The sequence below is a fragment of the Microcoleus sp. B3-D2 genome (assembly GCF_036705345.1).
In the GTDB taxonomy this organism is placed as follows: Bacteria; Cyanobacteriota; Cyanobacteriia; order Cyanobacteriales; family Microcoleaceae; genus Microcoleus.
Genome location: NZ_JAUBUG010000068.1, coordinates 20,809 through 36,502 on the forward strand (window position 1 = coordinate 20,809; position 15,694 = coordinate 36,502).

At 46.2% G+C, this 15,694-nt stretch carries 15 protein-coding genes; 5 read left to right on the forward strand and 10 right to left on the reverse strand.

Translation table 11 applies throughout. The features are described from left to right. Positions 1-115 precede the first annotated feature (115 nt). The gene (locus tag QUB14_RS22370; RefSeq protein WP_333219299.1) at positions 116-1,570 is read right to left on the reverse strand and encodes a folate/biopterin family MFS transporter; all 1,455 of its coding nucleotides are present in this window, start codon (positions 1,568-1,570) and stop codon (positions 116-118) included. Positions 1,571-1,718: 148 nt separating this feature from the next. On the opposite strand from QUB14_RS22370, the gene QUB14_RS22375 reads away from it, so the two are divergent. The 3 genes from QUB14_RS22375 to QUB14_RS22385 are packed head-to-tail and all read left to right on the forward strand — an operon-like array spanning position 1,719 to position 3,349. Next, complete coding sequence (locus QUB14_RS22375; RefSeq protein ID WP_333219301.1) at positions 1,719-2,198, forward strand: hypothetical protein; 480 nt, start codon at positions 1,719-1,721, stop codon at positions 2,196-2,198. Positions 2,199-2,245: 47 nt separating this feature from the next. Next, positions 2,246-2,707: a cupin domain-containing protein gene (locus QUB14_RS22380; protein ID WP_333219303.1), complete on the forward strand. Its 462-nt coding sequence runs from the start codon at positions 2,246-2,248 to the stop codon at positions 2,705-2,707. A gap of 6 nt (positions 2,708-2,713) precedes the next feature. Next, entirely contained in the window at positions 2,714-3,349 is a 636-nt protein-coding gene (locus QUB14_RS22385) for a class I SAM-dependent methyltransferase (protein ID WP_333219305.1), read from the forward strand. Between the two features lie 94 nt (positions 3,350-3,443). On the opposite strand, the gene QUB14_RS22390 is transcribed toward QUB14_RS22385, so the two are convergent. The 7 genes from QUB14_RS22390 to QUB14_RS22420 all read right to left on the reverse strand — a co-directional run bounded on the left by QUB14_RS22390 (position 3,444) and on the right by QUB14_RS22420 (position 11,555). Beyond that, positions 3,444-4,727: a sodium:proton antiporter gene (locus QUB14_RS22390; protein WP_333219306.1), complete on the reverse strand. Its 1,284-nt coding sequence runs from the start codon at positions 4,725-4,727 to the stop codon at positions 3,444-3,446. Positions 4,728-4,932: 205 nt separating this feature from the next. Further along, entirely contained in the window at positions 4,933-6,084 is a 1,152-nt protein-coding gene (locus tag QUB14_RS22395) for a universal stress protein (protein ID WP_333219309.1), read from the reverse strand. A gap of 74 nt (positions 6,085-6,158) precedes the next feature. Then, positions 6,159-6,788, reverse strand: coding sequence for a K(+)-transporting ATPase subunit C (kdpC, locus tag QUB14_RS22400; RefSeq protein WP_333219311.1), 630 nt, complete (start codon positions 6,786-6,788; stop codon positions 6,159-6,161). Positions 6,789-6,882: 94 nt separating this feature from the next. Further along, positions 6,883-7,152 carry a K(+)-transporting ATPase subunit F gene (gene kdpF / locus QUB14_RS22405; RefSeq protein WP_333219313.1) on the reverse strand — a complete coding sequence of 90 codons (270 nt, stop codon included), beginning with the start codon at positions 7,150-7,152 and terminating at the stop codon, positions 6,883-6,885. Between the two features lie 157 nt (positions 7,153-7,309). Next, complete coding sequence (gene kdpB, locus QUB14_RS22410) at positions 7,310-9,403, reverse strand: potassium-transporting ATPase subunit KdpB (RefSeq protein ID WP_333219315.1); 2,094 nt, start codon at positions 9,401-9,403, stop codon at positions 7,310-7,312. A 78-nt stretch (positions 9,404-9,481) separates the two neighbouring features. Continuing rightward, positions 9,482-11,230 (reverse strand): potassium-transporting ATPase subunit KdpA, encoded by a 1,749-nt coding sequence (gene kdpA, locus QUB14_RS22415; RefSeq protein ID WP_333219317.1) that lies wholly within the window; start codon positions 11,228-11,230, stop codon positions 9,482-9,484. Between the two features lie 55 nt (positions 11,231-11,285). Then, complete coding sequence (locus tag QUB14_RS22420; protein ID WP_333219319.1) at positions 11,286-11,555, reverse strand: hypothetical protein; 270 nt, start codon at positions 11,553-11,555, stop codon at positions 11,286-11,288. Positions 11,556-11,914: 359 nt separating this feature from the next. Between QUB14_RS22420 and QUB14_RS22425 the strand changes: the two genes are divergently transcribed. Both QUB14_RS22425 and QUB14_RS22430 read left to right on the forward strand, forming a co-directional pair. Continuing rightward, on the forward strand, positions 11,915-13,015 hold the full coding sequence (locus QUB14_RS22425) for a HAMP domain-containing sensor histidine kinase (protein WP_333219320.1): 1,101 nt from the start codon (positions 11,915-11,917) through the stop codon (positions 13,013-13,015). Between the two features lie 166 nt (positions 13,016-13,181). Beyond that, on the forward strand, positions 13,182-13,874 hold the full coding sequence (locus QUB14_RS22430; RefSeq protein ID WP_333219322.1) for a response regulator transcription factor: 693 nt from the start codon (positions 13,182-13,184) through the stop codon (positions 13,872-13,874). A gap of 702 nt (positions 13,875-14,576) precedes the next feature. On the opposite strand, the gene QUB14_RS22435 is transcribed toward QUB14_RS22430, so the two are convergent. Both QUB14_RS22435 and QUB14_RS22440 read right to left on the reverse strand, forming a co-directional pair. Further along, positions 14,577-15,098, reverse strand: a complete 522-nt coding sequence (locus QUB14_RS22435) for a hypothetical protein (RefSeq protein WP_333219324.1) — start codon at positions 15,096-15,098, stop codon at positions 14,577-14,579. Between the two features lie 8 nt (positions 15,099-15,106). Further along, positions 15,107-15,604 carry a TIGR00725 family protein gene (locus QUB14_RS22440; protein ID WP_333219326.1) on the reverse strand — a complete coding sequence of 166 codons (498 nt, stop codon included), beginning with the start codon at positions 15,602-15,604 and terminating at the stop codon, positions 15,107-15,109. Between the last annotated feature and the right edge of the window lie 90 nt (positions 15,605-15,694).

Consider the following 15,694-nt stretch of genomic DNA (forward strand, 5'->3'; position numbering starts at 1 on the left):
ATTTTCGCAGTGAATTGTAGTTCTAATATCTACAAGTTCCATATCTTTCTGCTGTCTTCCTTCTTCCTTCTTTCACTCCCTTACATCCGTTACAAAATCCGTTGCCGAACTTCCTTTATTTGCTATCTGCCGTGCGGCTTTGTGACCTTACTGTCGGTACTAAGTCGGGAAAGTATTCGGGCATGAAATGCTGTCCGCCTGGTTTGGAACTGCCCAGTTCGGGTTCTAATACGGGAAGAGACTTTTGATAGTTTGGATCGCCGCTTTCTGCACTCTCGGCGGGCAGCCAATTTAAGAAGGGTAGGGGCAGAAGTGTGGAGAGGTTTGTGATTATCACTAGCAGCCAGAGGTTATCAAAATTGCGATCGGTAATTCCTAGCAAGTGGGTTAAAAGTGCACCGCCTTCGTGGGACAAAAGTCCTGCTAAATTGGTGATTGACATCAGCAGTGCAAATAAAGTTGCTTCGACGCCTGGGGGACACAAGCGGGCGGAGAGTACCAGCACCGGCATATAAGCAATTTGTCCGATTACTGTGAGGATCAGGCTGTCTCCGATGCTGAACCATTGATCGTCAATTCCTAAAGCTCGGTTCGCATGAGTTACTAATAATAAAGTAGTCATGCCCAAAGCAGTCGCAATGACGGTTGACCAGCCAAAAATTACTCGAAATGGAACTGTTTTGAGGAAGCGCTGAAACACCCAGACGCCGGCGAGGGCGGCAATGCTGGTAACGAAGCGCACTCGGCCGAGAAATTCTGGTGGAAAGCCTAATTCGTTGGTGGTGAAAAAGAAGAAGGCGGAGTCAGAACTCGGGGTGGCTTGCAAGAGGAAGAGAAAGGCGGTGGGCAGCCAAATTGTTTTTTGGGTAACAGCTTGCCGCAGTTGTTTTACTTGGTCTTTGACCGTTTCAAAGTCGCTTCTTTTGTCGGTTTTTTCTTCGGCAATTAACCAAGCTGTTGCTGATACAATTAGCGGGAAAGATGCGGTGATTAAAAATATTGTGTGGGTGCTGAAGTGTTGCAGCAGGGAACCGCTGAGGTAGGCGGTAATTAGTCCGCCGAGGGCTGCAGCGCCCCAAGACAAGGATTGCAGGGAACCGGCGTCGGTAACGGATTCTTTTCTGGCCCTTTCGACTACCAGGGAGTCGGCGATTACGTCGCTGACGGCGAGGGAGAGAGAACTCAGGGCGATCGCGCCTGTAGCTGCAAGCGGTGTGTGTACAATTGTTGCGAGGCTCACCCATGCTAAGGTGCCCAGCAGCCCGGAGAGGACGATGTAAGGGCGTCTGCGGTAGCCGAATATCGGCAAGCCGTCCGACATGAAGCCGAACACGGGTTTGATAATCCAAGGCAGGGCGACGACGCCCAGCATTGCCGAGACTTCTGCCGGACTCATGCCGAGTTCGTCTTTCAGGAAGAAGCTGACGGCTAAGCGGGATAGTCCGAGAATGCCTTGGACGAAGTAAATCACTAAGATGGCTATGAGTTCGGGAGTTGGCTCATTCCCAAAGAATACTTTTTCTTTTAAAGATTCTTTGAGTTTGCTGACGCCGGAGGGGGAAACGAGCATTTGAGCAATATTTCTTAATGAATCTCAATATTTATAACACATTCTTAATGAGTTCCGGGAACTGTCGCAGGTGGGATGCGAAAGTGACGGGAAAGTGGCAGGTAATATAAAATTATGATGAGCTCGAATTAAAGGATTTTTGGTAGCAATGAAAGCAGAAATTAGAGTTGTCTTTCTCGCAGCGGCTTGGATTTTAGGAATGGAGGCTAATTTAGCCTCAGCAATACCTGTTGCTAACAAGCAAGGTGATTATCCGGTGCCGCCTGGGGGACAGCGGGGCAACAGGCAGGTAAATTGGTTGGTTGTGGACTCGGATTCTAAAGGGTTGAATTGCCGGATGGCTCAGAGATTTCGATCAATTTCTGTAGACGGTTTGGATGCGCCTGCTGAGTTGTTTGAAAGAAATAAACACAATGTTTCGCAGTGGCCTGTCGTGACTACGTTTAGACGGGGGGAACGCTTGCAAGCGGTGACAGGAAATAATGCCAATCAAATTATGATTGCTGACTCTCAGGGCAAACCTTGGCTGCCGATTTCAACGGATAAGGGTAATTGTTTTGTGCGGGCTAATAGCAGTTTTATTAAACCGATTCGGGAAAATCCTACTACTTTGAAACCGTTAGAATAGCTGATTTTTTTTGGATAATAGTGGGCAATTGGTGGGAGGAATGTTTTATGATTATCGATCCTAAAAATGTGCCTGAAATTACGGGTTCCAAGTACCCTCAGCAATTCCAATCGGCTGTTGCGGGGAGAGTTAAAAAACGCTTGGGCGATGCTGCCGGATTGCAGAATTTTGGGGTAAATTTGGTGAGACTTGCGCCGGGAAGTTGTTCTGCTCTCAGGCATTGGCACACCCGGCAAGATGAGTTAATCTATGTTCTGGAAGGGGAAGTTACTCTGATTACAAATTCGGGAGAGCAAGTGCTGAAACCGGGTATGGCGGCGGGTTTTCCGGCGGGTGATGCAGATGGGCATCATTTGGTTAACCGCTCGAAGGGAGATGTTGTTTATCTGGAAATTGGCGATCGCACTCTGGGAGATAGTGCCGAATATCCCGATGACGATCTAATTGCAAAAGCTAACGGGAATAGTTGGATTTTTACTCGCAAAAATGGCGAGGTTTATGAGAGTTGAAAATTTATGAGTCAAGTGAATCTTTGGACTTCGGCCCAACACGCTTTGTGGTATCTTGCTAAAGCTGATGGAATTCCTCACCGCACTGAAGGTGAAGCGGTTTTGTTGGAGGAAGTGCCGAAAAATGTTAAGCGAATTCTGGATGTGGGCACGGGAGACGGGCGGTTGCTGGGTTTGCTGAAGTGCGATCGACCAAATGTTGAATGTGTGGCGATCGACTTTTCGCCGACAATGCTGGAAAAAGCCAGAATTCGCTTTGCTGATGACCAAAATGTCACAGTAATCGAACACAATCTTGATGAATCGCTGCCGGATTTGGGCAAGTTTGATGCGGTTGTTTCTAGTTTTGCGATTCATCATGTAGCAGACGATCGCAAACGTTCGCTTTACGCTGAGATTTTCGAGCTTTTGGAACCCGGAGGCATCTTTTGCAATTTGGAACACGTAGCGTCCGCAACTCCCGCTTTACACGAGAAATTTCGAGAGGCGATCGGTATTAGCGATTCGCCAGACGATCCGTCTAATAAATTGCTGGATGTGGAAACGCAATTGCGCTGGTTTAGAGAAATTGGTTTTACCGATGCAGATTGTTATTGGAAGTGGCGGGAACTCGCTTTATTAGTTGGGGTGAAACCTGTTTAGAATATTCTGTGAAATTCGTAGATCCGGATAAGGACACGGCAGTGCCGTGTCCCTACAAATATCTCATACAATCTGTAGGAGGTGCGTGACTAAATTAAATTAAATCGGGTACTTTAGGTTTGATTCGGCGCTCGTACCAGTTCATTAACGGGGTGGAAGTAATGCCGTGCAAAACCACAGAAATTATGATTGTTGTAAAGGTAATCCAGGCAATTCTTTCGGCGGTTTCGTCTTTCAAACCGTGGCCGAAAGCATAGGTAAGATAATAGATAGAACCTACACCACGAATGCCGAACCAACCGTAAAGCCAGCGGTTGGCGGGATGTAAAGGACTGCCGATCGTACTAATCCAAGCTCCCACAGGCCGGATTATAAAAATCAACAATCCAGCTACTAAGAGGGAGTATCCTGCATATGCCAACATAGGCTCTAGGCGCAAAAGTGAACCTAATAGTAAAATAGTTGCTACTTCCATTAACTTTTCAATGCGCTCGGTAAAGTGGAGTTGGGAAAGCGGCTTTTCTGGGTTTCGGTAACTCCCCTGCACCACAATTCCTGCTACAAAAACTGCGAGAAATCCGTAGCCGTTGACTACTTCTGTGAGGGAATATGTAAGCAGAATTGTGCTGAGAGCAATGAAATCTTCCATTAATTGATCGGCTGGTCGATAGTGTTGGAGTTGGCGATCGATCCAGGTGACGGCTTTAGCTACTAAAATTCCCATAACTATACCAGCGGCGATCGCCCAAATCAAGTCAACTGCTACCCACTGCGAAAACCAGTTTGACCAGTTGCTATCTTTTAGCGAATAAATGCCGAAATAAACAAAGGGAAAAGCTAAAGCATCGTTCAAACCACCTTCCGATGTTAAACCAAAGCGCAATTCATCGCGATCGTCTATATCAGCTAACTGAACTTCTGAGGCTAAAACTGGATCGGTGGGAGCGAGAATTGCTCCGAGTAAAATCGCCGGGCCCCAATCTAATTTCACAAACCAATGAGCGATCGCGGCCACTGCAAAAATAGAAATCGGCATTAAAAAACCGATCAGCCGCACTGTGGAATTCCAAGCCCAAAATTGCAGCGGGCGATTCATTTTTAAGCCGCAACTGAACAGAGAAACAATAACTACCAATTCTGTGAGTCTTTCTAAAAATTGAGCTTCGGGACGCAAGTCAATCAACTTCACGCCGTAGGGTCCCAATCCGATACCGACAATTAGATAAATTAAGGCATAAGATAGAGGCAATCGCGAAATCCATCCGGAACCCAAGGTAACGGTAAGCAGGAGGATGCCAATAACTAGCAAGTTGAGAATGTAATCATCCACCATAGCGATCGCACTTTTAATCAGGTTGAACAAGTGCGATTTTGACACATAAAACCTTCTGACGCATCCACCGCCCGCTAGATTCAGCTATCCTCCGAAAGTTGCAGTTGTTATACCAAATTTTTTATGCTTTTAGGCTGCGGCGGCGGGCTTGCTCTTTGGGGCCCGTAAACTCCGTGACTTACAATCGCCCGGAATTGTTTATTGCATTGATCTGACTAATAACTAATGACTACTGACTGAAGACTAATAATTAATTACAAAGACCACTTGTTTCGGTAGCGATGATGTGCAAATCTACGTGTTTGAGCGATCGCACTAACTGTTGAGTCAAAGAACCCCGCAGCAACAATCTCCAGCGCGATTGCTGGCTTTCGCCGATCACAATTTGAGTAATGCGATACTGTTTAGCTACCTCCGAAATCGCTTTGGCTATATTAGTGCCGTTTACCCGCAAAAATTGCCCCTTAAATTCTTGACAGAGTTTCTCACAAGTTTCAACGTGCAAGCTTTCTGCTTTTGTTAAAAATCGGTCTGGATCGTTGACAAACACAGCATAAAATGGGGCATTCATATAGCTAGCAATCCTCGCGCCCCGTCGCAGCAGTTGCAAGGAATTCGGATAAGTTGAGATGCACACTAAAACTCGTTCGTGAATGTTGCAAGATTGACCTTTTAAAGTTGCTGCATCGTCTTCCACATTGTCTGCGACTTCTCGCAGGGCGAGTTCTCGCAAAGCAATTAAATGACGGCGCTGGAAAAAGTTTTCTAAAGATTGTTCAATTTTTTCGGGAGCATAAATTTTGCCTTCAAGCAACCTTTCTTCTAAAGTTTCCGGCGTGACATCGACAACGACTATTTCGTCAGCATCTTCGAGGACGCGATCGGGCACTCGCTCTCGGACTACAACTCCGGTGATTCGAGCTACTAAATCGTTGAGACTTTCTATGTGTTGAATGTTGAGAGTCGAGAAAACATCAATTCCAGCTTTGAGAATTTCTTCGACATCTTGATATCGTTTTTCTCGCAGAGAACCCGGAATGTTTGTATGAGCCAGTTCGTCTATTAATGCTAATTGAGGACGGCGTTCTATGACAGCATCCGTATCCATTTCGTTGAGCATTTTTTCGCCGCGCAGCATTTGTTTTTTGGGAACTATTTCTAGTCCCTCGCCTTTAGCTGCTGTCTCTTTTCGCCCGTGAGTTTCTAACAATCCAATTACCACATCAATGCCTTCAGATTTGAGCCTGTGCCCTTCTTCCAGCATTCGGAAAGTTTTGCCGACACCGGGGGCCATGCCGATAAATATTTTGTGCTTTCCCCGGCGGGGGGTGCGATCGTAAGTGCGGTTCGGTTGGGCGTAAACCGCGTCTGGATTGTTGGTAAGTTCGCTAGAGTGAATCATAGCTAAGTAGTGGGTAGTTAGTCAATCTCCAGTCATCAGTCAGTTTATGACCGATGACGGCAGACTGTTGTAAACTATTGTAAACCGTCGAGAGCCAAATTCAGTTTGAGGACGTTAACTCCCGGTTCGCCGAAAATGCCGAGAAATCTGCCATCTGTATTTTTGGCTACCAACATTTCTACTTGATTGAGATTGAGCGATCGCACCGTTGCTATCCGCTGAATTTGCGCCCTAGCTGCCTCTACGCTAATATGCGGATCGAGGCTAGAACCCGAGGTGTAAACTAAATCAGCAGTCGGTTTGATACCAGCTTTGCTGAGGCGATCTAATTCAACTTGCACCCCCTGAAAACCATCTTTTTCATTACCTCGCTTCAGCAAATCCGAGTTGCTGGGAGCAAGATTGCTAGCCCCAGAAACGCCTGTTCTCTGACTTAAGTTATCTGCCTTTGTCGGGTCGTAATTTTCCGTTGCAAAGCTGCTGTAATTTGTGGTGCTTGGGCGGCTCCAAAAATATTGAGCCGAGCTGAAAGGTTGACCGATTAACGAGGAACCCACGACAACTCCTTGCTTAGTAATTAAGCTGCCGTTTGCCTGCGAATTAAAAGCAATTTGACCGATTACTAGCAATATCAAGGGATAAATAATCGCGGTGATTCCCCATAAAACTAAAGTCAGGCGAATTGCTCGGATTAATTCTCTCATAAATTACCTCAATAAATGAATGATAAACGAAGGCACCACAAGGATTTTGACACGGATAGACGGATTAATTATCGAGCCTTCTTCAGAAGCATTATTAAAATCTTTCGGGCTGAAAAATCACGACAATCAAATAAACGGCGAGTCCGACGATTACCAAACCCAAAAGACTTAAACCCCAGACAGCTTTTCTGGTCAAATCTTCACCCGCAGCCGCGTAAACAGCGGGGGCAATTATCGCATTGAAACACATTACCAGAAATAGCTGCACCGGGATTGGGTGGCGCTGCCAAAGCATTTGTGCTAACTCAATAATTTCTTGGAAATCTCTGGGAAAAATATCATTCAGCAAATCATTCCGTTTCATGAATTCTCCTTATTTTGGGACTAAATATCTGTCTTTCTCTTGGATAATTTTTTGGGGAAAATCGCGGCCGAGCCTCTGGAACTGCGTTGCCTGGCTCTGCCGGGGAACGAGATTAATCCGTGTATCCGTGTCAAAATCCGTGTCGTGCTTTCCCGATCTATGCTAGCCCAACGGTGGTAATCAAAACATCAATAACTTTGATGGCGATAAACGGCGCGACTGCTCCGCCCAATCCGTAGATTAAAATATTCCGCTGCAACAGTTGATTGGCGCTCAAAGGTCTAAACTTTACACCAGTTAATGCTAGCGGAATCAAAGCGGGGATAATCAAAGCATTGTAAATTAATGCGGACAAAACGGCAGATTGACCGCTGGCTAGACCCATGACGTTTAAAGCGCCAACAGGGGCAAATATTGCCGGAATAATTGCAAAATATTTCGCAATGTCGTTCGCTAGCGAAAACGTAGTCAGCGCGCCGCGAGTAATCAGCAATTGTTTGCCGATTGTAACTAAATCAATTAGTTTGGTGGGGTCGGAATCTAAGTCCACCATGTTCGCTGCTTCTTTCGCGGCTTGGGTTCCAGAATTCATGGCGAGTCCTACGTTTGCCTGGGCTAGTGCGGGTGCGTCGTTGGTTCCGTCTCCCGTCATTGCTACTAATTTGCCTTCTGCTTGTTGCTTGCGAATTACATCGATTTTGTCCTCGGGAGTTGCTTCGGCAATGAAGTCGTCAACGCCTGCTTCATCGGCAATTACTGATGCTGTAATTCGGTTATCTCCGGTGAGCATTATTGTGCGGATGCCCATTTTTCGCAGTTGGTCAAACCGCTCGCGAATTCCCGGTTTGATGACATCTTTTAAATAGATAATGCCGTAGGTGTCGCTGCCTTGACAAACAGCTAAGGGCGTGCCTCCCAAGCGCGAAACTCGCTCGTAAGCTGCATCGAGATCCGGCCCCCCATTGCCGCCGCGCGATCGCACAAAACCCTTCACCGCGTCCACCGCACCCTTGCGAACCTCCGTCCCGCCGGGCAAATCCGTGCCAGACATCCGCGTTTTTGCGGAAAAATCAAGCCCCGTGGCGTTGGTGCGATCGAAATCCACCTGTGCGCCCAAATTCTGAGCCAAGCGGACGATCGACTTTCCCTCTGGAGTATCGTCAAACAGGCTAGCAGCAAGGGCTACACTCGCAACCTCCTCCAGCGAGTGACCGTTTACCGGAATGAACTCCTCGGCTAAACGGTTCCCCAGCGTGATCGTCCCCGTTTTGTCCAAAATCAGCGTATTCACGTCGCCGCAAGCCTCCACGGCGCGTCCAGAGGTCGCTATCACGTTAAACTGAGCGACGCGATCCATGCCCGCAATGCCGATCGCGCTCAGCAAACCGCCGATCGTCGTCGGGATCAGCGCCACCAGCAGCGAAATCAGCGTCACCACGCCCACGGGAGTTTTCACGTAATTGCCGATCGGTGGAATCGTCGATACCACTATCAAAAACACCAGAGTCAGCACCGCCAGCAGCACCGTCAGCGCGATCTCGTTCGGCGTTTTCGACCTTTCGGCCCCCTCCACCAGCGCGATCATCCTGTCCAAAAACCCTTTACCCGGGTCGGCCATTACCCGCAGCGTCAGTTCGTCAGAGAGGATGCGCGTACCGCCGGTGACGGAACTGGCGATGTCTGAACCCGGTTCCTTGAGCACCGGCGCGGATTCGCCAGTGATCGCAGATTCATCCACCGACGCGACGCCTGCAATCACTTCGCCGTCGGAAGGAATGACATCGCCTGCGATCACTTTAATTTGGTCGCCCCGTCTCAGGGATGTCGAACTAACTTCTTGAATTGAACCGTCTGGTAGGAGTTTGCGGGCTGTTGTGTCGGCTTTGGTCGATCGCAGCGCATCTGCTTGCGCTTTTCCGCGCCCTTCAGCCACCGCTTCGGCAAAATTAGCAAATACCAAAGTGAAGAACAAAATTAACGTCACTAAACCGTTAAAAACTACCGGATTTTTGCCTAAAACGGGGCCGAACAGCGTCGGATCGATCGTCAAAAGTGCAGTCACAATTGTGCCGACCCACACCACGAACATCACCGGATTTTTTAGCATCACCCGCGGGTTTAGCTTGATAAAAGCTTCTTTAAAAGCTCTTTGGTAAAGACCTTTAGTATTTGCTTTCGGCGTGTGCTTGCGAGACTGGCGAGAGCCTCTTGGAGGTTTTTTTGGGGAATCTGGAGTATGGGAAGAGGTCATGTCGATTTGGGATTTTTAATGAACCGCAGAGAACACAGAGAACACAGAGAGAGAGAAGAGTGAGGTTGAGAATTTTGGCTACAGAGGTGGAGGAGTTGGTGTTGTGGGTACAGTTATCGATGCTGGTTCAAACTTGCCGCTACTAATTTCATATCCTTCGGCAATTGGCCCTAAAGCCAAAACCGGAAAAAATGTCAGCGCGCCCAGAATTAAGATTACTCCTGCGGTTACGCTAGTGAACAAAACTGAATCGGTTCTGAGAGTGCCCTTTGTTTCGGGAACCAGTTGTTTGTTCGTCATGCTGTCAGCTAAAAGCAGCAGGGCAATAATTGGAACGTAGCGCCCCAACAGGAGGCTAAAACAGGTGCTTAAATTCCACCATACTCCTGTCGGGGCGGGTTGAGAGTCGGCCAATCCTTCCAAGGCCGAACCGTTGTTAGCCGCCGCCGAAGCGTATTCGTACATCACCTGGGAAATGCCGTGAAATCCCGGGTTGCTGATGCCGCTCAAGCTGTCGGTAAAGGCGAGGGTAATTGCACCGGGGATTAAAACTGCGATCGGGTGAATTAACAAAACAACGCTGGCTAAAACAATTTCCCGTTTCTCAATTTTGCGTCCCAAAAATTCCGGCGTTCTCCCCACCATCAATCCGGTGAGAAACACACTCAAAATTGAGTAAATAAATAAGTAAGCCGTTCCCGTTCCCTGTCCCCCCCAAACAATTTGCAAAAACAAATTAAATAAAGTAACAAAACCACCGGGCGGCATTAAAGAATCGTGCATCCCGTTGACAGCGCCGCACATTGTGCCAGTCGTAGTCACCGCCCACAGTGCAGTTTCTGCCCAGCCAAACCTCACTTCTTTACCTTCTAAATTTGGTTGTTGCGCGCCAAGTAAATTATTTACTTGAGGGTTGCCGCCGTACTCGCCAAATGCTGCAATGCCAATCAAGACAACGTAGATGGCAAACACCATCCAAAAAATCAGCCATCCCTGCTTTTTGTTATTGGCAAATCGACCGTAGGTGTGAATCATAGCTGCTGGTATAGAAACCATTGCTAGTGTTTCCAGCAAGTTAGTAAAAGGGCTGGGGTTTTCAAAAGGGTGAGCCGAGTTAATGGTAAAAAAGCCGCCACCGTTTTCTCCGAGTTGTTTGATGCTTTCAAAGTGAGCAACTGGGCCGCGAGCAATTACTTGCGTGCCGCCTTCTAATGTACGGGCAACTGCCGGCCCTGCTAAGGTTTCCGGCACTCCAGAAATCAGCAAAAACAAGCCTATTATCAAAGAAAGTGGAAGTAGAATGCGGGTGATTGATTGAATTAAATCTATGTAAAAGTTACCCAGCGGCCGGCCGGTCAATCCCCGGATAAAGGCAATCGCTACTGCTAAACCGGTAGCGGCTGAGGTAAACATTAAAAAACCCAGAGTTAACTGGGATAGATAACTGAATGTTGTTTCGCCGGAGTAATGCTGTTGGTCGGTATTTGTGAGGAATGAAATAGTTGTATGCAGCGCTGTATCCCAGGTTGGGGTACTGAGGCTGGTGGGATTTAAAGGCAGCACTCCCTGAAGCATGAAAATCAAAAAAACAAATATGCCCATTGCTGCATTGCTGTAGAGTAAGGATCGGGCATATTGCCAACCTGTCATGGAATCTACAGACCGGATATTGCTGGCTTTATAGATAATTTGTTCTACAGGTTTAATAGCGGAATCAAGAATGGTTGGTTGTCCCATGTACACCCGCGCCATGTAATTGCCTAAGACAGGCGCGATTGCTATTAAAATGAGTAGGGTTAATACGATTTGAAGTAATCCTTGCTGCATAACTGAGCCAATTTTTTATCGTTGGATAAAGGGGTTTTGCCGATCGCCAAATGGGTTAGGTGGGAGGTTCCAAAAACCGGGCGAGCTTTTTTTGAAGGTCACTTTCTGTTTGGGGGCGATCGCCGAATTTAATGCTGCTAAGATGCAATCTCCCCAGCCAGAGGGATATTAACGCCATCACCGGGTTTTCGCTGGCGATAATTCCTCGTTTTTCTTTTGCTAATCCCGTGCTTTGACAGCGATCGAGGAATTGTATAACATTTAGTACCGTGTCACAATAACTATTGTTAATTTGGATGCCACTGAAATCGCTTTGGTTAGACAAAGTTGATATGTCACTCCTGTTACCCACACAATGCCATCTACTTTTACTGATTACTATACTCACTGTTAGAAATTTGGATAATTAGCCTTCAGGTATAAATTGCTATAGGCAAATTATGCTTATTCGCTCTATATTGGTCAGAATAGAGGAATGTTTAACTCGGTTAAACGTCTATACTTCGAGATATAGATGCTCGATAAACGCCATGTTTTGGCGTGATAATAGGTAAAAAATATTCAAAATAAACAGCTATGCTAAGGTAGAAAGTAGCGGAAGCGGAAACTAGAAGCTAGAAGTTAAAAGGTAGAAACCGAAAGCAAAAAACTTTGAATATAAAATATAAAAAGGATTGATTTAGGATGTTTAAAAGTTTATCTGGTATCCCCAAAAAACTGGCAATTCAAGAGAAGTATTTGCGGGGGAGGTGGTCGATCGCAATTTTATTTGCGATTGTTGCACTGCTGGAATTTACTACGCCGTCGGAGTATCTGTTTGGGTATTTCTACACGGGGCCGATTTTACTGGCAAATTCGCGATTGAGTCGGTTGGGTAAGTTGCAAATTACGCTGCTATCGGCAGCTTTGACGCTGTTAAATTTGTTTGTTCCTCCTGGAGAAGCGATCGCCCTAGCCACTGTCGCAAATAGATCGATCGCAGTCATGGCTTTAGGGGTGACGGGATATTTGAGCGATCGCAACCAGCAGTACCAAGAGACGATCGCGATCGCTAAAGCTGAGTTGCAGTCGCAGCAGCAGCTAGCAAGCATCCGAGAAGATTTTGTCTCTACTTTGAGTCACGACTTGAAAACGCCGATGCTGGGGGCGATCGAAACAATTAAAGCTTTTCAGTCAGCAAAATTTGGGGATGTCACCGCCAGTCAGCAAAAAGTTCTCGAAACAATGGCGCGATCGCACAAAATGTCACTACAATTAGTAGAAACGCTGCTGGATGTTTACCGCAACGATGCCGAAGGTTTAAAACTGCAACTTGCGCCCGTAAATTTAGTAGGTTTGGCTGAAGAAGTAATCGCAACTCTCACCGATTTATCTGCAGCCCGCCGGGTTTATATTAGTATGAGTTACGGAGAGTCAGATTTCCGCCGCTCTTTGTGGGTAAATGGCGATGCGGTGCAACTCCAGCGCGTTTTTGTTAATTTGCTAACAAACGGCATCAACCATTCTCCTCGCGGTGGAAAAGTAGAAATTGTTATGGAATCTTATGCGAGTTATCAGGTGGTGAAAGTTATCGATAGCGGGTTGGGAATTACCGCCGATGAACTGCCCCACTTGTTCGAGCGTTTTTATCAAGGACACAGCGATCGCCAAGCCAAAGGATCGGGATTGGGGTTATACTTATCTCGCCAAATCATTGACGCCCACGGCGGTATAATTTGGGCAGAAAATAAATTGCCTTTAGGCGCTTTATTTGGATTTAGACTACCTGCCATCCCAGCTTTATGATATCTTTTTCAGTTGCATACTTATTGGTTCTATCTGCCATCATTGCCAAGTATGCGGTTCTTTCGCAGAGGTGGCAAATTGCTCGGTGCTACTTGGCTGCACTGGCAATGATATTGCCGAATCATACTAATAATATTAACCAACTTGGAAGCGGGAATAATTGCAAATGAAACCAGTTTTTCCCTTGCGAATTCTTCTAGTTGAAGACGACGAATTGTTTCGGTTGGGGCTGCAAACCCGATTGCAACAAGAAAGTTGCTTGCAAGTAATTGCGGAGGCGGAAGATGGGGAAACGGCGGTAGAATTGACTCAGGAACACTTGCCAAATGTGGTAGTTCTTGATGTCGGTTTGCCGGGAATTGGTGGCATTGAAGCGTGCCGCCAAATTAAACAGCGACATCCAGAAATTCCAGTTTTAATTTTAACATCTCACGCCCAAAAATCGTTAATTGAAAGGTTGATTTCAGCCGGAGCTCAGGGATATTGCCTCAAGGGAATTGCGGCGGAAACTTTGGTTTTGGCAATTCGATCGGTAGCAGCGGGTGCTTCGTGGTGGGATAAGGCGGCAACTGCGGAGATTCGGGCGGTTTTTGCTAATCCTGAACCTGTGAAAGTTGGGTCAAAATCAGAAGTTTTGGAAAATCCGCTGACAAAGCGAGAACAGGAAATCTTGGCTTTAGTTGCGAGGGGGAAAAGGAATCAGGAAATTGCACAAATATTGTACATTGCTCCGGGGACTGTGCGGGTTCACGTGCACGCGATTTTGCAAAAGTTAGAAGTGCGCGATCGCACTCAAGCTGCTGTACTCGCAATTCAGAAAGGATTGGTAGCAGAAGAACTGTTAGGCAGTCAATCTTAAGTCGGGCAGTTTATAATGATTCAAAACCTCGCTTCCTACCTAAAAACTATGAGTTTTATCAATTTGGTAATTCCAGGAAAAAGCTTACTTGAAACATAAATAATGAAACATTATAATTATTGTCTACCTAATTTTTACTTCAATTATGCCATTATCAGATGTATTTTTTTCAGAATATGTAGAACGTAAGCTGTTGCACATTTAAACTCTGATACAAGCATTACCCTTGTTTTGGATTTTTTGCCCCCATTTAGTTATTAATTGCCCTTCATTTAAGAGGATCTGCAATAAATACTCTAGCTCTTCAATTGATTAAACGGGACTTCCCCCATACAAATGTACTAACAGTCCTCAAACTCTTACTCCACAAAGGACGCAACTGTTGATCGGAAAATTTGTACCCATTTATAAGCAATAGCTGACGCAGGCGATTACACTCAATTGTTGTAGATTCAATATAATTGCCGATCGCAAACAGATATGAGTCATCTACATGGGTACACCATTATTTAGTCAACAATTGAAACCTTTGTGTTGAGAGGCTTTTGAGCCTGTGTAAGTATATTAGCAGGGGGAAGTTCCGCCTAAAATTTAACCCCTAGTCGTGACAGTTTGCCTTAGTCCTATAATTGCTAAAAACCGTCAATATCGGTTAAAAACCCCGGTTTATTCGTGGGCGAGTGGGAAAGAATTTAGATATTTTTAAGGATAGGAAACTGGTGGCAGAAAATTGCCGCTGCCTTTATAACCCGATAAAATAGCCAGTTTTTCCAAAGATTGCCGGCCCGTGTAATATTTACCCCGAATTTCCCAAGTGGGATAAGCTTTAATATTAGCAGCTTTGCACAAATCTGGTTGAGCATCTTTGCCTCTGGGATCGCACTCAATGTAAGTAATGGCGGTAAATGCTTCTTTGCCGAAAAGTTCTTGTTGGGTGTGACAGTGAGGACACCAGTAAGCACCGTACATTCTAGCTTTGATTGTCTGCAAATGGGTTGCTAAAGCGATTTGATCGGGTACGGATTCGCTGCGAATAGGTGGCGCTTCTTGTTCGGTAACAGGCTGTGTGAAAGGGGGAGGAGGAGGGAGGGTTTGTGCTAATTTTTGAGTGGATTTGTTGCTGAAACTGAACTGTGCAATTCTTCCGTCTGCTTTGGTACTGACGAAAATCCCCAAAGTCAGGAAAATGCCGATCGCACAAAAGTTGAATTTGCTTAGTCTCATCTTGGATTTCATCTTGGATTTGCTAGGATTTTGCGAGCTTGATTCATAGCCTCTACAGCATTGTTTACCACAAAGATGTTAAATTGTGCTAAACCTTTAAAAAAAAGTTGGCTTTCGGCGCTGTCATTTAACAAGATAACTTGTTTGTTAGCTTTCAGAGCGAGGGCAATTTCCGAAGCAGTGCCCGTTCCCATACCGCAGGCAATTATTACATCTGAAGAAAGAATGTTAATGTTATTTCTGGCGTTTCCCATATCGGTGACAATGGCAATATCTACAGCTTCAGAAATGCCGCGAGTGTCATTTCCCGGAAGGATACCGACTGTTAAACCGTTAGCTGATTTTGCTCCTTTGTTGGCGGCATCCATGACGCCGACATTTCTGCCACCAGTTAGCAATATCCATCCTGCTTCGGCGATGAGTTGTCCGAGTTGATAGGCGTTTTCTAAGTCGGTTGATGTGGCACTTTCGCCAGGGCCCATGATGCCAATGATGATTTTTTTCATAGTTTTGGGGTCGATACAGCGGATTCCAAGTTTATGAAGTACAGTAGCAGCAGCTTGTAAACCAGTTTTTGAAGTGCTTAATATTAACCA

Excerpts from the sequence above, each read along its gene's own strand:
- QUB14_RS22370 (WP_333219299.1), bottom strand. The coding sequence starts at position 1,570 with ATGCTCGTTTCCCCCTCCGGCGTCAGCAAACTCAAAGAATCTTTAAAA.
- QUB14_RS22375 (WP_333219301.1), top strand. The coding sequence starts at position 1,719 with ATGAAAGCAGAAATTAGAGTTGTCTTTCTCGCAGCGGCTTGGATTTTA.
- QUB14_RS22380 (WP_333219303.1), top strand. The coding sequence starts at position 2,246 with ATGATTATCGATCCTAAAAATGTGCCTGAAATTACGGGTTCCAAGTAC.
- QUB14_RS22385 (WP_333219305.1), top strand. The coding sequence starts at position 2,714 with ATGAGTCAAGTGAATCTTTGGACTTCGGCCCAACACGCTTTGTGGTAT.
- QUB14_RS22395 (WP_333219309.1), bottom strand. The coding sequence starts at position 6,084 with ATGATTCACTCTAGCGAACTTACCAACAATCCAGACGCGGTTTACGCC.
- kdpC (WP_333219311.1), bottom strand. The coding sequence starts at position 6,788 with ATGAGAGAATTAATCCGAGCAATTCGCCTGACTTTAGTTTTATGGGGA.
- kdpF (WP_333219313.1), bottom strand. The coding sequence starts at position 7,152 with ATGAAACGGAATGATTTGCTGAATGATATTTTTCCCAGAGATTTCCAA.
- kdpB (WP_333219315.1), bottom strand. The coding sequence starts at position 9,403 with ATGACCTCTTCCCATACTCCAGATTCCCCAAAAAAACCTCCAAGAGGC.
- kdpA (WP_333219317.1), bottom strand. The coding sequence starts at position 11,230 with ATGCAGCAAGGATTACTTCAAATCGTATTAACCCTACTCATTTTAATA.
- QUB14_RS22425 (WP_333219320.1), top strand. The coding sequence starts at position 11,915 with ATGTTTAAAAGTTTATCTGGTATCCCCAAAAAACTGGCAATTCAAGAG.
- QUB14_RS22430 (WP_333219322.1), top strand. The coding sequence starts at position 13,182 with ATGAAACCAGTTTTTCCCTTGCGAATTCTTCTAGTTGAAGACGACGAA.
- QUB14_RS22435 (WP_333219324.1), bottom strand. The coding sequence starts at position 15,098 with ATGAGACTAAGCAAATTCAACTTTTGTGCGATCGGCATTTTCCTGACT.
- QUB14_RS22440 (WP_333219326.1), bottom strand. The coding sequence starts at position 15,604 with ATGAAAAAAATCATCATTGGCATCATGGGCCCTGGCGAAAGTGCCACA.